This window comes from Burkholderia sp. Tr-20390 (genome assembly GCF_017104595.1).
Lineage (GTDB): Bacteria > Pseudomonadota > Gammaproteobacteria > Burkholderiales > Burkholderiaceae > Burkholderia.
On the sequence record NZ_JAAGPC010000061.1, the window covers coordinates 1 to 16,969 of the forward strand.

The following is a 16,969-nucleotide window of genomic DNA, read 5'->3' on the forward strand; positions in this document are numbered from 1 at the left end:
TATTCGAGGATTTCCACCGACATGAGCGACACGACCCACCTCGGCGGCGCGCTGCCGCCGCTCTCTTCCCCCGGCGCGCGCGACGCCGGCACGCGTTTCCGGATCGTGCCCGCGCGCCACCGGTCGCGCACGGCCGGCACCGTGCTCGCCGTCGCGCTGATCGCGATCGTCCTGCATTCGATTCTCGGCAACCCGCAATGGGGCTGGCCGGTGTTCGCCGAATGGTTCCTGTCGCCGCCGGTGCTGTCGGGGCTCGCGCGCACGCTGGTGCTGACGCTGCTCGGCGCGGTGTTCGGCCTCGTGCTCGGCGCGTTCGTCGCGCTGGCCCGGCTGTCGCGTTCGCGGCTGCTGTCGGCGAGCGCTTGGACCTTCGTGTGGCTGTTCCGCTCGATTCCGCTGATCGTGCTGCTGCTCATCCTGAACAACCTCGGCTACCTGTACGAGCATGTGCGGCTCGGCGTGCCGTTCACCGACATCGTCTGGTTCGACACGCCGACGACCGACCTGATCAGCCCGTTCCTCGCGGCCGTGCTCGGCCTCACGCTGCACCACGCGGCGTTTTCCGCGGAGGTGATTCGCGGCGGCATTCTCGCGGTCGACCAGGGCCAGCTCGAGGCGGCCGCCGCGCTCGGGCTGCCGCGCGGCCGCCAGACCACGCGGATCGTGCTGCCGCAGGCGATGCGCGCGATCCTGCCGACCGCGTTCAACGACCTGATCATGCTCGCGAAAGGCACGTCGATGGTCTACGTGCTCGCGATGCCCGAGCTGTTCTATACGGTGCAGGTGATCTATCGCCGCAATCTCGAAGTGATTCCGCTGCTGATGGTCGCCACCGTCTGGTACCTGATCATCCTGACCGTGCTGTCGGCCATCCAGGTGCAGGTCGAGCGGCACTATGCGCGAGGGGCGCTGCGCAACCCGCCGCCGTCCGTCATCACGTTCGCGCTCGCGCGCCTCGGCGTGCTGTGGCGGCGTGTCGCGTCCCGTCACGCGGCATCGGTCGCGCAGGCTCACGGTGATAGCGACGCGGCGACCGCCGTCGCGCCGCGCGCCGGCGGCGAAGTGGCCGTGCATGGCGTGTCGAAGCAGTTCGGCATGCAGCGCGTGCTCGACAACGTGTCGTTCGTCGCGCCGCGCGGCAGCGTGACCGCGATCGTCGGGCCGTCGGGCTCGGGCAAGTCGACGCTGCTGCGCACGATCAACCATCTCGAACGCGTCGACGACGGCTTCATCGACATCGACGGCGAACTGATCGGCTATCGCCGCGACGGCGACGTGCTCTATGAACTGAAGGAGCGCGACGTGCTGACGCGGCGCACGGCCGTCGGGATGGTGTTCCAGAACTTCAACCTGTTCCCGCACCTGACCGTGCTCGAGAACCTGGTCGAAGCGCCGGTCGTCGTCGGCGGCATCACGCGCGACGCCGCCGAACGCATCGCCCGCACGCTGCTCGCGCGCGTCGGCCTCGCGGACAAGGCCGATGCGTACCCGCGCCAGTTGTCCGGCGGCCAGCAGCAGCGCGTCGCGATCGCGCGGGCGCTCGCGCTGCGCCCGAAGGTGCTGCTGTTCGACGAACCGACGTCGGCGCTCGATCCCGAGCTCGTCAACGAGGTGCTCGACGTGATCAAGGAACTCGCGCGTTCGGGCACGACGCTCGTGATCGTCACGCACGAGATCGGCTTCGCGCGCGAAGTCGCGGACAACGTGCTGTTCATGGAGCGCGGGCGCATCGTCGAAGCCGGGCCGCCGGCCGTCGTGCTCGATGCGCCGTCGCATCCGCGCACGCGCGCGTTCCTGTCGCGGGTGCTGTGATGCGCGCCGCTCCCGACCTGCGAGGTGCCGCACGATGACCGACCGACGCCAGTTCATGACCGCCGCGCTGGTCGCGGCAGCGGGCAGCCTTCCGTGGCACGCGGTGCAGGCAGCCGCCGCGACCGCGGATCTCGATCCGCGCCAGGCCGGCCGCCCGCGCGCGCAACCCGACGACGCGGCGATCCGTGCGGCAGCCGGCTACCGCTGGGTACGCGACGGTGCGTTCACGGTCGCGATTTCACCGCACGCGCCGCCCGTGTCGACCTACGCGACCGACGCGCGCACCGTGGTCGGCGCCGATCCCGACTATGCGCAGCTCGTCGCCGACGCGCTCGGCCGCACGCTCGTGCTGCTGCCGATCGCGTGGGCCGACTGGCCGCTCGGGCTGACGTCCGGCAAGTACGACGCGGTGATCTCGAACGTCGGCGTGACCGAGAAGCGCAAGGAGAAATACGATTTCACGACCTACCGGCTCGGGCTGCACGGCTTCTACGTGCGCACCGGCAGCCCGATCGCGAAGCTCGCCGAACCGAAGGACATCGCCGGCCTGCGCATCATCACCGGCGCGGGGACGAGCCAGGAGCGCATCCTGCTCGAGTGGAACAAGCGCAACGTGGCGCAGGGGCTGAAACCGGCCGAGCTGCTCTATTTCGACGACGATGCGGCGTCGCGCGTCGCGCTGCTGTCGGGTCGCGCCGATGCGGAGCTGAACCCGAATGCGTCGCTCGCATACGAGGCCGCACGCACCGGCAAGATCCGCCGCGTCGGCGTCGTCAATGCGGGCTGGCCGGCCAACGCCGACGTGGCGATCGCGACGCGGCGCGGCAGTGGGCTCGCGCCCGCGCTGACGCTGGCGACGAACGCGCTGATCGGCAGCGGCCGCTACGGGCAGGCGCTCGCGCGCTGGGGTTTGCAGAGTGAAGCGATCGCGCGTGCGGAGACCAATCCGCCGGGGCTGCCGTCGTTTTGACGGCGTCGACGGGGCGATGCCCGACATGACATCGCCCCGGCATGCCACGATGGCAATGCCGGGGCGCGTCGAAGCAACATCGTTGGCTGCAGGAGCCTACGCGGTCACCGCCGCGTGATACCGGTCGAGTTCCGCGACGTGCGCATGAATCGCCGGAATCAGCTCGCGCCCGTAATCGAGCGCATCGTCCAGCGGATCGAACCCGCGAATCAGGAACGTCGACACGCCCAGCCGGTAATACGCACCGAGCGCCCGCGCGACCTGTTCCGGCGTGCCGACCAGCGCGGTCGAATTCCAGCGCGCGCCGGTCAGGTTCGCGACACCCATCCACAGCCGCTCATCGAGCACGTCGCCCTGCGCGGCGGCCGCCATCAGCCGTTGCGAACCTGCATTCTGCGGCGCATGGTCGGCGATCGGCTGGCCGTTCGCGAGCCGTGCCGCGCGCACGCGTTCGCGGATCGCCTCGGCCTTCTCCCATGCGGCCGCCTCGGTGTCGGCCACGATCGGCCGGAACGACACGCTGATGCGCGGCGCACGCCCGAACGGTGCGGCGGCTTCGCGCACGCGTGCGATTTGCTCGCGCACCGACGCGAGCGGCTCACCCCACGTCATGTAGACATCGGCATGCTCGCCCGCGACCGCCAGCGCAGCCGGCGACGAACCGCCGAAATAGATCGGCACGTGCGGCCGCTGCGCGCCCTTCACGAGCGGCGACGCACCGCGCAGCCGATAGAACGCACCGTCATGGTCGACCGGCGCGTCGGCTTGCCAGATCCGTTTCAGCACGTCGAGATATTCGCCGGTGCGTCGGTAGCGCGCGTCGTGCGGCACGAAATCGCCGTCGCGCTGCAGGTCGGCATCGTCGCCGCCCGACACGACGTTCAGCGCCAGCCGGCCGCCGCTGAACACGTCGAGCGTCGCGATCTGCCGCGCGGCGGCCGACGGCACGATCACGCCCGGCCGGTGCGCGAGCAGGATGCGGATGCGTTCGGTCGCGGCAGCCGCGAACGACGCGACGATGAAGCCGTCCGCCGCGTTGCTGAAATGGCCGACCAGGATCTGGTCGAAGCCGGCGGCCTCGTGCGCCTGCGCGAAGCGGCGCACGTAGTCGGGCTGGACGGCCGCGCCGCCCGGTACGTCGACCTCCGCGCCGGGTGTCGCGGTGATCATGCCGATGATGTCGACTGGCATGTCGGGATGTCCTTGGGGTGCTCGATTGGAAATCGTGGCCGGGATGGCCCGCTTACTGCGCGGCGGCCGTCTTCTGCGCCGGCGCCGCGAACGCGCCCGCATACGAGCGGTCGAGCAGCTTCGACGTGTCGTACGCGGCCGGAATCACGCCGGCCTTGTACAGGAAGTCGGCCGTGTTCTGCGCGTCCTTCGCGGCCGTCTCGTCGACCGGGCCGACGCGCTGCTTCGCGTTGTTGAGCCAGCGGTACGCGACGTCGGGTTCGAGCTTCGCGCGCTTCGCCCACAGGTCCGCGTACTCGCGCGGATGGCTGTCGACCCACTGGCGCGCGGCGACGACGCGCCGCAGGAAATCGGTGAGCTCGGCGCGCTTGCCGGAGGCGGCCTGCTCGTTCGCGGCGACGAAGCTCAGCGCCGGCATCAGCCCCTGCGCGGTCGTCACCGGTCGCGCACCTTGCCGCAACGCGAGCGTGCTGACGAACGGCTCCCACAACGACACGGCGTCGACCGAGCCGTTCGCGAGCGCGTTGGTCGCATCGATCGGCATCAGGTACGCGTACTTGACCGAATCGGCGCGCAAGCCCGCGTGTTCGAGCGCGCGCAGCACGAGCTGCTGGCTCCACGCGCCGCGCCATACGGCGATGGTCTTGCCCTGCAGGTCGGCCACGGTGCGCACCGGCGAATTCTTCGGCACGAGGATCGCGACGCCGTCGAGGCTCTGCCGCGACACGGCGACCACCTTCACCGGCGCGCCGCGCGCGGCCAGCGTGAGCAGCGCGGAATCGCCGAGAAAGCCGACGTCGATCGCATTGCCGTTCAGCGATTCGGCGACGGGCGCCGCGGCCTGGAAATGCTTCCACTCGATCGTGTAAGGCAGGTCCTTCAGCACGCCGGACGCCTCCATCGACGCCTGGATGTTGAAGTAGTTCTGTTCACCGACGCGCAGCGTGACGGTGTCCTTGGCCATGCCCGGCTGCGCTGCAAGCGCCAGCAAGAGTGCCGTGACGATTCGACTCAACAACGTGATCTCCCGGAGGGTTGGCGGACGGCCGCGCGCGGGCGGCGCCCGTGGTCCGCCGTGCACGGTGGTCGGCGGAACGGATGGAACCGCTGAAGATACGTCGATCTTCATCATGAAACAAACGCAATATTCTTCTATGCAAAGATGCAAATGTTTTATGACATGGCAGGCGTCGCCGGATGCCGCCGGCCGCGCTCGAGGGAATCCGGTTCGAATGAATCCTCGACAGATATTTCGTGCGCGAAATAAATCACGGACTATATTTCGCATACGAAATAACTACCCGTAACGAGGACAGCCATGACCTCCGAGCCCATCGAGTTTTCCGCCGCCGACGGCTACGCGCTGCACGGCACGCTGTGGTCGCCGGACGCGCCGCCGCGCGCGCTGGTGCTGATCCATCCGGCAACGGCCGTGCCGGAGCGGCTGTATGCGGGCTTCGCGCGCTTCCTGACCGAACGCGGCTTCGCGGCGCTCACCTACAACTATCGCGGCATCGGCGCGTCTCGCCCCGCGCGCCTGGGTGCGTTGAAGGCCCGCATGCGCGACTGGATGGAACTCGACGTGGGCGCCGCGACCGCGTGGGCGCGGCAGGCGTACGAAGGCTTGCCGCTGCTGGCGGTCGGCCATAGCGTCGGCGGGCACGCGATCGGGCTGTCCGCCGCGACGCCGCACCTGCGTGCGGCCGTGCTGGTCGCCGCGCATGCGGGCAGCACGCGGCTGATCACGCAGGCGGCCGAACGCCTGAAGGTGCGGCTGATCCTGCGCGTGCTCGGCCCGCTGATGTCGGCGCTGCTCGGCTACGTGCCCGGCAAGCGGCTCGGGCTCGGCGAGGACATGCCGGCCGGCGTGTTCCGCGAATGGAGCCGCTGGACCACGCTGCCGCACTATTTCTTCGACGATCCGACACTCGGCGCGGCCGAGCGTTACGCGAAACAGCAGTTGCCGATCCTCGCGCTCGGCTTCGACGACGACCCGTGGGCGAACCCGCCGGCGATCGGGCTGCTGGTAAGCTATCTGACCCGCGCGACGGTCGAACGCCGCCAGATCGATCCGTACGCGGCGGGCAGCGGCCCGGTCGGGCACATGGGCTTCTTCCGCAGCCGCCCCGGCACCGTGCTGTGGCCCGACGTGGCCGACTGGCTCGCGCAGGAGCTCGATCCGCCGCGAACCGCGGGCCGCCCCTCCCTTTCCATTGCAGCCGGGAACCCAGCTTGAGCGAAGACCGACGACTGTTTTTCATGTTGAACATCGGCCAGCGGCGCGTGCAGCGCTGGATCGACCGCAAGGCGGAGACCGAGACGCGCGCGAGCGCCGCGCAGGCGGGCGCCTTGTTCTGTCTCGCGAAACAGGATGGTGCGCTGATCGGTGAAGTCGGCGCCGCGCTGCAACTCGCGCCGTCCGCGATGACAGGGCTCGCCGATCGGATGGCGAAAGCCGGCCTCATTACGCGTCACGCCGATTCGGATGACGGCCGCGCGACGCGCCTGTACCTGACCGACGCAGGCCACGCCGCGCTCAAGCATGCGCGCGTGCTGCTCCGCGAACTCAACGGCAAGCTGTGCGACGGGTTTTCCGACGACGAACTCGATGTCGTCGCGCGCTGGCTGCATGCGTTGCAGGAGCGGTTTCCGGCGGAGCGCTGAGCGGCACCTTCCGGCATCTTCACCGGCACTCACCGGCCCCATCGAAAGCGATTCCGATTCGCATTTTCATGCCGCCTCGACGGCATTTTTTGCGCGCCCGCCGCCCTCTTCCGGCAACGCTTTCCGGCTACGCACTGTTACAAAAAACTGCCTGCCGGGTGGCAATCGAATCGCCTACATTGCAATCCACCTCGACACATTCGTCGCCTGCCCGGGCAAGTCTTCCCGTCCGGTCGACATCGCAGACACGCCCGACAATCAATGAAAATGAAAAGGAGTCTTAACCGAAGTGCTGGCGGCATCCAGCGCACGCGGATTGCGATGGCCGAAGCGGCATCCTGAACGACACGTATCGGCCTGATGCGCGGCATCCGACGCCGCGCGCCGGATCGCGCTGCCGTGTCGTGCCGCACCAACGCACCCGCACGTCAACGAGGAGCAGTCCATGCGACGCATGATCGTGTCCCACTCGCTTGTCACCCGCCTGTCCGCCGCGATGGCGATGGCCGCCGCTGCCGCGGCGCACGCCGATCCCGTCGTCGTGTCCGGCCCGAGCCCGTTCGCCGCCTGCACCATCGGCGGCCCCGGCACCAACTACGTGAACGCCGAAGTCGAGCCGTGGCTATCGGTCAACCCTGCCAACCCGATGAACATGATCGGCGTGTGGCAGCAGGACCGCTGGTCGAACGGCGGCGCCCACGGGCTCGTCGCCGGCTACACGTTCGACGGCGGCGCGACCTGGGCACGCACGCCGCAGCCGTTCAGCGCATGCGCGCCGGGCGGGCTCAAGTACGAGCGCGCGTCCGATCCGTGGGTCTCGTTCGGGCCGGACGGCACCGCGTACTCGGTGTCGATTTCGTTCAACCAGTCGAACAACAGCAATGCGGTTGCCGCGTCGGTTTCGTCCGACGGCGGGCAGACGTGGAGCAGCCCGGCCGTGCTGATCGCGAACGACGAGCCGACGACGCAGTTCTTCAACGACAAGGAATCGGTCACCGCGAACCCGGTGAAGGCCGGCACGGCGTATGCGGTATGGGACCGCCTCGAGCTGCCGAACGGCAACCCGTACGCGAACCTGCACACGAAGGCATTCCGCGGCCCGACGCTGTTCTCGAAGACGACCGACGGCGGCAAGACGTGGAGCGCCCCGAAAGTGATCGTCAACGTGCCTTCACGCCAGCAGACGATCGGCAACCAGATCGTGGTCGATCCGAGGAACGGCACGCTCTACGATTTCTTCGACCTGATCCAGCCACCGTTCAGCAAGGCGGCCGGCAAGGTCGCGTTCATCAAGTCGACCGACGACGGCGCAACGTGGACGAAACCGCAGGTGATCGCCGGCCTGCAGACGGTCGGCGTCACGGATCCGGTGACCGGCGAACCGGTGCGCACCGGCGACATCATTCCGGAACCCGCGATCGATCCCGCGTCGGGGCAGCTGTACGTCGTGTGGCAGGACAGCCGCTTCAACGGCGGCACGTACGACGAGATTGCGGTATCGACGTCGAAGGACGGCGGCGCGACCTGGAGCGCACCCCAACAGTTGAACACGCCGACCGGGCGCCCCGCGTTCAATCCGTCGGTGCGCGTCGACAACACGGGGGCCGTGATGGTCACGTACTACGACTTCCGCGACCTGCAGGCCGGCAACACCACGACGCTGCCGACCGGCTTCTGGCGCAAGATCTCGCATGACGGCGGCACCACGTTCACCGACGAGCGGCGCGTCGGCGGCCCGTTCGACATGAAGCTCGCACCCAATGCCGAAGGGTTCTTCATCGGCGACTACCAGGGGCTCGACGTGCTTCCGTCGTCGTCGTTCCATCCGTTCTTCGTCCAGACCAACGCGGGCAACCTGACGAACCGCACCGACGTGTTCTTCGCACCATGACGCTGGCATGACCGCCACGCAGCCGCACGACGCGATGCGTCGCGCGGCGGCGTGGGCGTATTTACGGCATCAATGCATGTCGGTCAGCACGATGCGCCCGTCGACCTTGCCTTCGCGCAGCTTCGCGAACACGTCGTTGATGTTGCCGAGCCGGTCGCGATGGATATGCGCGCGCACCAGGCCATCGGCCGCGAAGTCGAGCGATTCCTGCAGGTCGCGCCGCGTGCCGACGATCGACCCGCGCACGGTGATGCCGTTCAGCACGGTCGAGAAGATCGGCAACGGGAAATCGCCGGGCGGCAAGCCGTTGAGCGCCACCGTGCCGCCGCGCCGCACCATCCCGAGCGCCTGCGCGAACGCGCTGCGCGACACGGCCGTGACGAGCACGCCGTGCGCACCGCCGATCTCCTTCTGGATCACCTTGGCCGGATCGTCGATCGACGCGTCGATCGTCAGTTCCGCGCCGAGCTGCCGCGCCAGCGCGAGCTTGTCGGGTGAAATGTCGATGGCCGCGACGTGCAGGCCCATCGCACGCGCATACTGCACGGCCACGTGCCCGAGGCCGCCGATGCCGGAGATCGCGAGCCACTGGCCCGGGCGCGTCTCGGTGACGCGAATGCCCTTGTAGACGGTGACACCCGCGCACAGGATCGGCGCGATCTCGTCGAACGCAACCTGCGCGGGCAAATGGCCGACGTAGTCGGGATCGGCCAGCACGTATTCCGCGTAGCTGCCGTTCACCGAATAGCCGGTGTTCTGCTGGCCGTGGCACAGCGTTTCCCAGCCCGTGTGGCAGTACTCGCAATGGCCGCAGGCCGTGTAGAGCCACGGCACGCCCACGCGATCCCCCTCGCGCACGTGCGTGACGCCCGCACCGACCGCCGCGACGATGCCCACGCCTTCATGCCCCGGAATGAACGGCAACGTCGGCTTGACCGGCCAGTCACCATCGGCTGCGTGCAGGTCGGTATGGCACACGCCCGATGCCTTGATGTTGACGAGGATCTGGCCGGGCCCCGGCGTCGGCACGGGCACTTCCTCGATGCGCAGCGGTTCGCCGAATGCGTGCACGACGGCCGCTTTCATGGTTTGGGTCATGGGTCGCTCCTGCCTGGTCAATGAGCGATCCAGTATCCGGTTTCGGAATCGAACGACGTTGATACGCATCAACACGCGGGGCAATGCACGGCGATGGCCACCGCTACAAGACGTCGCACCGTCGCGCGACGCGGAATCGCGCTGGCTCCCGACTCAGGAGCGAGGTCCGCTCCCGCTGCATCGATCAGCGCAGGGCTGCTTCGGGCGGACCGCTTCGACGGACACCGAACGCGGGCAACACGCACCTGGCCGGCGTATCGGCAACGCGTCGGCGCGCGCATCGCATCGTCCGGTTCAGGCGAGCGTTCCGAACACCGCGCAGACGATTTCCGCTCCCGCCGCCATTTCCCCCGTCCGACAGAAACCCGACAGGATCCCGCCATCCGGCTTGGATTTTGAGATGATATAACATATCATTTCGCGTGCTCGTTCGCCTGACGCCGTTCTACTGTGGGCGGCCGAGCCTCGCCGAGCCATGTTCCAACGGGTCACTGCGCGTCGCTGACGCAACAATATATCGTATCCAGCCGTGACCTGCATCGCTCGTTATCCGATCCGATTCCAACCGATTCACCGACCATGCGCGACCTCCCTCGTCTACCGCTTCGCCCGCTCTCGTCCCTTTCGCTGATGCTGTTCGCCGCCGTCGCGCACGCGCAGACCGAGCCGCCCGCCGGGTCCGGCACGCCGCCGACCACCACGCTCGCCCCGATCTTCGTGACCGCGAACCCGCTCGGCGACAACGAACTGATCGCACCGACCGCCCAGCTTTCCGGCGATGCGCTGACGCGCCGCCAGGCCGATTCGCTCGGCGAAACGCTGAACGGGCTGCCCGGCGTGTCGACCACCACCTACGGGCCGATGGTCGGCCGCCCGATCATCCGCGGGATGGATGGCGACCGGATCCGGCTGCTGCAGAACGGCGTCGCGGCGTACGACGCGTCGTCGCTGTCGTACGACCATGCGGTGCCGCAGGACCCGCTGTCGATCGAACGCGTCGAGATCGTGCGCGGCCCGGCCGCGCTGCTGTACGGCGGCAATGCGGTGGGCGGCGTCGTCAACACGATCGACAACCGGATTCCGCGCGAAGCGATCCAGGGCGTGACGGGCGCGCTCGACGCGCGCTACGGCGGCGCGAACTCGGTGCGCGCGGGCGCCGCGCAGGTCGAAGGCGGCAACGGCCGCTTCGCGTTCCACGTCGATGCGTTCGACCGCGAGACGAGCAAGCTGCGGATTCCCGGCTACGCGCGCAGCAGCGCACAACGCGCGATCGACGGCCCCGACGCGCCGCAGCCGTACGGCAACGTACCGAACAGCGACGGCCGCGTGCACGGCGGCGCGGTGGGCGCGTCGTACACGTGGGCGGACGGCTTCGCGGGCCTGTCCTACAGCGGCTACGAATCGAACTACGGCTCCGTCGCGGAAAGCGACGTGCGGCTGCGGATGCGCCAGGAGCGCCTCGCGCTCGCGTCCGAGGTGCGCAACCTGAGCGGGCCGTTCACGAAGCTGAAATTCGACTTCGCGTACACCGACTACCGTCACAAGGAAGTCGACAACGGCGAAACCGCGACCACCTTCCGCAATCGCGGCTACGAGGCGCGCATCGAGGCAACGCATCGCAAGATCGGCCCGTTCGAAGGTGCGATCGGCGTGCAGTTCGGCCAGAACACGTTCTCCGCGCTCGGCGACGAATTGCTCGTGCCGTCCACGCGCACCAACAGCGTCGCGCTGTTCGGCCTCGAGGAATGGCAGGTCGTCCCGGCGCTGAAGCTGAGCCTCGGCGGCCGCTTCGAACACGTGAAGGTCGATCCCGATCCGGCCGGCGTCGAGAAATTCGCGGGGGCGCAGCCGCGCGAATTCAACGCGGGCAGCCTGTCGGCCGGCGCCCTGTTCTCGCTGACGCCCGTGTGGTCGGTGGCGGCCAACGTCGCATACACCGAACGCGCGCCGACCTTCTATGAGCTGTATTCGAACGGCCCGCACGATGCGACCGGCCAGTTCCTGATCGGCAACCCGAACGCGTCGAAGGAAAAGGCCGTGTCGACCGACCTGTCGCTGCGCTATGCGAGCGGGCCGAACCGTGGCAGCGTCGGCGTGTTCTACAACCGCTTCTCGAACTACCTGACCGAGTACAACACGGGCCGCGTGGTGAACGGCGACGACGAGCCCGTCGCGCCCGGCGCCGACGGCGCGCTCAACGAAGCGATCTACCGCGGCGTGCGCGCCGAGTTCTACGGCATCGAGCTGGACGGCAAGTGGCGCGCGTTCGCGCGGCGCGGCCATACGGTCGACCTGGAGCTGACCGCCGACTACACGCATGCGCGCAACGTCGACACGGGCCAGCCGCTGCCGCGCATCGCGCCGCTGCGCGCGACGCTCGCGGCCGACTACGGTTACGGCCCGTTCGGCGCGCGTGCGCAAGTCACGCACGCGTGGTCGCAGCATCGCGTGCCCGACAACGATTTCTCGACGGACGGCTACACGTCGCTCGGCGTGATGCTCACCTACAAGTTCCGTGTCGGCCCGACGCACTGGCTCGCGTACCTGCGCGGCGACAACCTGACGAACCAGGAAATCCGCTATTCGACCTCGGTCGTGCGCGGCTTCGCGCCGCAAGGCGGCCGCAGCGTGATGGCCGGGTTGCGCACCACGTTCTGACCCTCTCATGGTCCGCGGCGCCCGCCGCGGGCCTCTCTCCGGCGCCCCTGCGGCGCGAGTTTCCGTTGATCCGCAATGACCGCCAGTCGCGCGGCATTCGCCGACGACGCGCACCAGTTCCCTCCCCAATTAAGTCGAAACCCAATTCCGATATTCATCCATAAATCGAAACAAATTCATCAGACAATTATTAGCAAAACCATAGTTTTTGTTTCACCCATGAAAACCGGTTTCGAATTCCACGTATAAACCTTTTAATTACGGGCACTCCGCCGATTTTTGATCAAAATCAGAAGCGCCCATCTGGCAACGATTCCAGCGCTAAAAAAACTAATATAAGGGTTTTCGAAGGGTAAAGAATCATCCCGAATACCCGTTAATGCCGGCACGAGCCCGTATCTGGTCGAACAATAAATTCAATTCGTCAACCACACGCACAGAGGCACACTGTGAAAATCGCCAGAATGAGCATCAAAACAAAACTCCTTGGCGGCTTCGGCCTGCTCGCCGCGGTCGTCGTGATCGTGTCGGGCATGGCACTCAAGGCGCTATCCGATACGAACGCCGAATTTTCCCGCTACATGAACGGCATCAATGCGCGGGCGACCGTTTCCGCGCAAATCCGCACCGCGGTCGACCGGCGCGCGATCGCCGCGCGCAACCTCGTGCTCGTGACCAAACCGTCCGACGTCGAGCTCGAACTGGCCGAGGTGAACCAGGCGCACAAGGACGTGCAGGATCACCTCGCGAAGCTCAAGGACCTGATGGCGAACGCGACGGACACCTCCGATCGCGCGCGCGAACTGGTGGCCGACATCGTGCGCATCGAAGGCAGCTACGGGCCCGTCGCCCTGCGCATCGTCGGGCTCGCGCAGGCCGGCAAGAAAGACGAGGCGACCGCCGACATCGACGGCAACTGCCGGCCACTGCTCGCGCAACTGGTGCGCGCAACCGATGCATACGCAACCTATACGCATGAACGCGAGCTCGCGATCGCGCAGCAATTCGCGGATCGCTATGCGATGGAACGCAACCTGCTGGCCGGCATCTGCCTGATCGCGGTCGCGGTCGCGGCATGCGGCGGCCTGTGGCTGACGCGCAAGATCACGGTGCCGATCGGCTCGGCCGTTGACGTCGCGCGCACGGTCGCGAACGGCGATCTCGGCAGCCGCATCAACGTGAGCGGCAACGACGAGACGCGCGACCTGCTCGACGCGCTGCGAACGATGAACGAGCGGCTGATCGGCATCGTCGGCCGCGTGCGCGATTCGTCGAACAGCATCGCGCATGCGGTCAGCGAGATCGCATCGGGCAACCTCGACCTGAGCCAGCGCACCGAGGAACAGGCCGCGTCGCTGCAGGAAACCGCCGCGACGATGGAGGAATTCACGTCGACGGTGCGCCTGAACGCGGAGAACGCGCAACAGGCCAGCTCGCTCGCCGCGAACGCGTCAGACGTCGCGCAGCGCGGCAGCGCGGTGGTCGGCCGCGTGGTCGACACGATGACGGAGATCGGCCAAAGCTCGTCGAAGATCGCGGACATCACGGGCATCATCGAAGGCATCGCGTTCCAGACCAACATCCTTGCGCTGAACGCAGCCGTCGAAGCCGCGCGTGCGGGCGAACAGGGACGCGGCTTCGCGGTGGTCGCCAGTGAAGTGCGCAGCCTCGCGCAACGCTCATCGACGGCGGCGAAGGAGATCAAGGAACTGATCTCCGCGTCGGTGCAGACGATCCGCGACGGTTCCGAACTCGCGGGCGAAGCCGGCAAGACGATGTCGGACGTCACGCAGGCCGTCGCGCGCGTGACGGACATCATGGGCGAGATCGCGGCCGCGTCGGCCGAGCAGAGCCGCGGCATCGACCAGGTGAACCTGACGATCACGCAGATGGACGAGACGACCCAGCAGAACGCGGCGCTCGTCGAGCAGGCCGCGGCCGCATCGAAGTCGCTCGAGGCGCAAGGCCGCGAGCTGTCCGAAACGGTTGCCGCGTTCCGGATGCCGTCCGGCACGCACGTGGCGTCGCTGGGCGAGTACGCGCAAGCGCCCGCCGTGCATCACTGGCAACCGGCCACTGCGTAACCTCGTAACCTCGCAACCGCGTAACCGATACCGCAAGGAGACGACGATGCGCCCGCTGTTGCGCCGATCCGCCTGCGTCACGCTTGCGCGCACCGCGCGATGTGCGGCCGCACGCGGCACGCGGTGCAGCTGCGTATCGTCGCCATCCGGCGCGGCCGGTTCGCCTGCACGACGTCGCGCTGCGCCGATTCGCGTCGCGCGTGCGCGGCACGCCTAAGCGTCGCTCGGTGCCGCTCGCGCGACGTCGCAGCCGCGGCATCGCCGGTTGCTTCCACCGACCGGCGCGGGCCGCGTGCGCACGTCATGAAATGCACATCGTCACGCTCGATCGCGCGTGACGTGCGCGCTTGCGCATCACGCGGCGCACGCTGAATCGGCAGCGCTGCGCAAGTTTTGATCCCGCCCATGTCTCTCACGTTGCCACACCGGCGACATGGAGATCACGCTGCATTCGCCCGCGCGTCGCTCGCCGATGCAGACTTTTAAAACAGCCGAATGACGAGTATGCTTAAAAAAGCACTCCGCGTTCGGACGGCGAATCGCGTGCCCTGACTCCCGTCCGATCGCATTGCGGCCCCATCGCCCTGCGCGCACCGCGCGTCGATGGCGGCGTCTGCTTCTCGCGCCACGGCCGCACGAACCTTTCCCTCAACAATCGTCAGGAGAGCTGGTGAGCCGACTCGTCGTCGTATCCAATCGCATTGCAGATCCCCGTAAAGCCGCGGCCGGCGGGCTCGCCGTCGCCGTGAAGGACAGCCTGCAGGAATCCGGCGGCGTATGGTTCGGCTGGAGCGGGAGGCTACGCGGCGGCGACGACCAGCCTGCGCACGGCGACGAGGTGCAGATCCAGAACGTCGGCGGCATCCAGCTCGCGACGATCGATCTCGATCCGCAGGATTACGACGCGTACTACCTCGGTTATTCGAACAACGTGCTGTGGCCGGTATTTCACTACCGGCTCGATCTCGCGCAGTTCGACCGCCGCTTCGCCGACGGCTACCGGCGCGTGAACCAGCTGTTCGCGCGCAAGCTGCGCACGCTGCTGCGCCCCGACGACACCATCTGGGTCCACGACTACCAGCTGATTCCGCTCGCCGCCGAGTTGCGCGCGATGGGCTGCACGAACCCGATCGGCTTCTTCCTGCACATTCCGATGCCGCCGCCGCCGATCATGGCCGCGATCCCGGAACACGAATGGCTGATGCGTTCGCTGTTCGCCTACGATCTCGTCGGCTTCCAGACCGAGTCGGATCTGCTTCACTTCGAGCATTACGTCGAAGCGGAAGCCGGCGCCGCGCGGCTGCCCGACGGCCGCCTGCGCGCGTTCGGCCGCACGCTGTCGGCCGGCGCATTCCCGATCGGCATCAACGTCGACGAGTTCGAATCGCTCGCGCGCGATCGCGACGGCCTCGACATGTTCGAGCGGATGCGCGATGAATACTCGCGCCGCCAGTTGCTGGTCGGCGTCGACCGCCTCGACTACACGAAGGGGCTGCCGCAGCGCGTGAATGCATTCCGCCAGTTGCTCGAGCAATATCCGGAGAACCGCAACCGCGCGACGCTGATCCAGATCGCCGCGCCGAGCCGCGAGGATCTCGGCGCGTACGACGACCTGCGGCGCGAGATGGACAGCCTGTGCGGCGCGATCAACGGCGACTACGGCGAACTCGAATGGATGCCGATGCGCTACATTCACCGCACCGTCGCGCGCAAGCGCTTGCCAGGTCTCTACCGCGCGAGCCGCGTCGCGCTCGTCACGCCGCTGCGCGACGGGATGAACCTCGTCGCGAAGGAATTTCTCGCCGCGCAGGATGCCGCCGACCCCGGCGTGCTCGTGCTGTCGCGTTTCGCCGGCGCGGCCGAGCAGTTGAAGTCGGCACTGCTCGTCAATCCGTACGACACGCAAGGCACCGCGCAGGCGATCCAGCGCGCGCTCACGATGCCGCTCGAAGAACGCCGCCAGCGCCACGCGGCGCTGATGGCGATCGTGCGCAAGACCGACGTGCACTGGTGGCGCACGCGCTTTCTCAACGCGCTCGCCGAGGCCGCCGAAGTCGCGGCCGCGACCGAATCCTGACCGATCTGACGCGCGCTCACGCGTCCGTCGTCGCGCGTTCGAGCGCCGCGCCGTTCACGTCGCACAGGTCGACCGACACCGGAATGCCTTCGCGCAGGCTCTCCGTCAGTACGCAATACGCGTCGAACTGATCGAGCACGCGCGTCGCGACCGCGAGATCGGCCCACGTCTTGCCGATCGACAGCCGTACCGACATCGCGCCCACGCGCACCCGGCCCGCTTCGTTCTGCACCATGTCGACGTCGATGTGCGCGGCAATCGGCTGCGGATCGACATGCTGCCTTTCCAGCGCGAACAGCAGGCTCGCCGCGAGACAGGTCGCGACCGCCGCGGCCAATAACCGGATCGGGTTCGGCCCGCGCCCGTCGCCGTGCGGCGGCGGTTCGTCGGTGAGCACCGGCGCCAGCGTCGTGCCGGCAAATACCACTTCGAAACAGAAACGCGCCTGCTGCGCGACATCGACCGATACGTGCGCCTCGCTCATGGCGACTCCGTGGAGATCAACGGGGAAAGGAATGACGGCA

Annotated in this window: 12 protein-coding genes; 8 read left to right on the forward strand and 4 right to left on the reverse strand. The window is 67.8% G+C overall.

Going from position 1 to position 16,969, the window contains the following annotated elements:
- Positions 1 to 21: 21 nt before the first annotated feature.
- A complete protein-coding gene (locus G3N98_RS40200) occupies positions 22 to 1,812 on the forward strand; it encodes an amino acid ABC transporter permease/ATP-binding protein (RefSeq protein WP_166887473.1) in 1,791 nt (596 codons plus the stop codon).
- 34 nt (positions 1,813 to 1,846) lie between these two features.
- Positions 1,847 to 2,782, forward strand: coding sequence for an ABC transporter substrate-binding protein (locus tag G3N98_RS18330; protein ID WP_089474924.1), 936 nt, complete (start codon positions 1,847 to 1,849; stop codon positions 2,780 to 2,782).
- Positions 2,783 to 2,878: 96 nt separating this feature from the next.
- Here G3N98_RS18330 and G3N98_RS18335 read toward each other — a convergent pair whose 3' ends face one another.
- Both G3N98_RS18335 and G3N98_RS18340 read right to left on the reverse strand, forming a co-directional pair.
- Complete coding sequence (locus G3N98_RS18335; protein WP_206148830.1) at positions 2,879 to 3,973, reverse strand: LLM class flavin-dependent oxidoreductase; 1,095 nt, start codon at positions 3,971 to 3,973, stop codon at positions 2,879 to 2,881.
- Between the two features lie 52 nt (positions 3,974 to 4,025).
- A complete protein-coding gene (locus G3N98_RS18340; protein ID WP_175238474.1) occupies positions 4,026 to 4,991 on the reverse strand; it encodes an ABC transporter substrate-binding protein in 966 nt (321 codons plus the stop codon).
- Between the two features lie 300 nt (positions 4,992 to 5,291).
- On the opposite strand from G3N98_RS18340, the gene G3N98_RS18345 reads away from it, so the two are divergent.
- The 3 genes from G3N98_RS18345 to G3N98_RS18355 all read left to right on the forward strand — a co-directional run bounded on the left by G3N98_RS18345 (position 5,292) and on the right by G3N98_RS18355 (position 8,528).
- Positions 5,292 to 6,209: an alpha/beta hydrolase gene (locus G3N98_RS18345; protein ID WP_206148831.1), complete on the forward strand. Its 918-nt coding sequence runs from the start codon at positions 5,292 to 5,294 to the stop codon at positions 6,207 to 6,209.
- Positions 6,206 to 6,637 (forward strand): MarR family transcriptional regulator, encoded by a 432-nt coding sequence (locus G3N98_RS18350; protein WP_089474928.1) that lies wholly within the window; start codon positions 6,206 to 6,208, stop codon positions 6,635 to 6,637. The genes G3N98_RS18345 and G3N98_RS18350 overlap by 4 nt, the downstream gene beginning before the upstream one ends.
- 445 nt (positions 6,638 to 7,082) lie before the next feature.
- Positions 7,083 to 8,528, forward strand: a complete 1,446-nt coding sequence (locus tag G3N98_RS18355) for a sialidase family protein (RefSeq protein WP_089427431.1) — start codon at positions 7,083 to 7,085, stop codon at positions 8,526 to 8,528.
- A 69-nt stretch (positions 8,529 to 8,597) separates the two neighbouring features.
- Here the strand turns inward: G3N98_RS18355 and adhP are convergent, their stop codons facing one another.
- Complete coding sequence (adhP, locus tag G3N98_RS18360) at positions 8,598 to 9,626, reverse strand: alcohol dehydrogenase AdhP (RefSeq protein WP_175238471.1); 1,029 nt, start codon at positions 9,624 to 9,626, stop codon at positions 8,598 to 8,600.
- A gap of 579 nt (positions 9,627 to 10,205) precedes the next feature.
- Between adhP and G3N98_RS18365 the strand changes: the two genes are divergently transcribed.
- From G3N98_RS18365 to otsA, 3 genes are all read left to right on the forward strand, one after another.
- Complete coding sequence (locus G3N98_RS18365) at positions 10,206 to 12,284, forward strand: TonB-dependent receptor (protein ID WP_241025959.1); 2,079 nt, start codon at positions 10,206 to 10,208, stop codon at positions 12,282 to 12,284.
- Between the two features lie 464 nt (positions 12,285 to 12,748).
- Complete coding sequence (locus G3N98_RS18370; RefSeq protein ID WP_089474931.1) at positions 12,749 to 14,368, forward strand: methyl-accepting chemotaxis protein; 1,620 nt, start codon at positions 12,749 to 12,751, stop codon at positions 14,366 to 14,368.
- Between the two features lie 670 nt (positions 14,369 to 15,038).
- The gene (gene otsA / locus G3N98_RS18375) at positions 15,039 to 16,445 is read left to right on the forward strand and encodes an alpha,alpha-trehalose-phosphate synthase (UDP-forming) (protein ID WP_089496892.1); all 1,407 of its coding nucleotides are present in this window, start codon (positions 15,039 to 15,041) and stop codon (positions 16,443 to 16,445) included.
- A gap of 16 nt (positions 16,446 to 16,461) precedes the next feature.
- Here the strand turns inward: otsA and G3N98_RS18380 are convergent, their stop codons facing one another.
- Complete coding sequence (locus G3N98_RS18380) at positions 16,462 to 16,929, reverse strand: OsmC family protein (RefSeq protein WP_206148832.1); 468 nt, start codon at positions 16,927 to 16,929, stop codon at positions 16,462 to 16,464.
- Between the last annotated feature and the right edge of the window lie 40 nt (positions 16,930 to 16,969).

Excerpts from the sequence above, each read along its gene's own strand:
- adhP (WP_175238471.1), bottom strand. The coding sequence starts at position 9,626 with ATGACCCAAACCATGAAAGCGGCCGTCGTGCACGCATTCGGCGAACCG.
- G3N98_RS18380 (WP_206148832.1), bottom strand. The coding sequence starts at position 16,929 with ATGAGCGAGGCGCACGTATCGGTCGATGTCGCGCAGCAGGCGCGTTTC.
- G3N98_RS18365 (WP_241025959.1), top strand. The coding sequence starts at position 10,206 with ATGCGCGACCTCCCTCGTCTACCGCTTCGCCCGCTCTCGTCCCTTTCG.
- G3N98_RS18345 (WP_206148831.1), top strand. The coding sequence starts at position 5,292 with ATGACCTCCGAGCCCATCGAGTTTTCCGCCGCCGACGGCTACGCGCTG.
- G3N98_RS18330 (WP_089474924.1), top strand. The coding sequence starts at position 1,847 with ATGACCGACCGACGCCAGTTCATGACCGCCGCGCTGGTCGCGGCAGCG.
- G3N98_RS40200 (WP_166887473.1), top strand. The coding sequence starts at position 22 with ATGAGCGACACGACCCACCTCGGCGGCGCGCTGCCGCCGCTCTCTTCC.
- G3N98_RS18335 (WP_206148830.1), bottom strand. The coding sequence starts at position 3,973 with ATGCCAGTCGACATCATCGGCATGATCACCGCGACACCCGGCGCGGAG.
- G3N98_RS18355 (WP_089427431.1), top strand. The coding sequence starts at position 7,083 with ATGCGACGCATGATCGTGTCCCACTCGCTTGTCACCCGCCTGTCCGCC.
- G3N98_RS18370 (WP_089474931.1), top strand. The coding sequence starts at position 12,749 with ATGAGCATCAAAACAAAACTCCTTGGCGGCTTCGGCCTGCTCGCCGCG.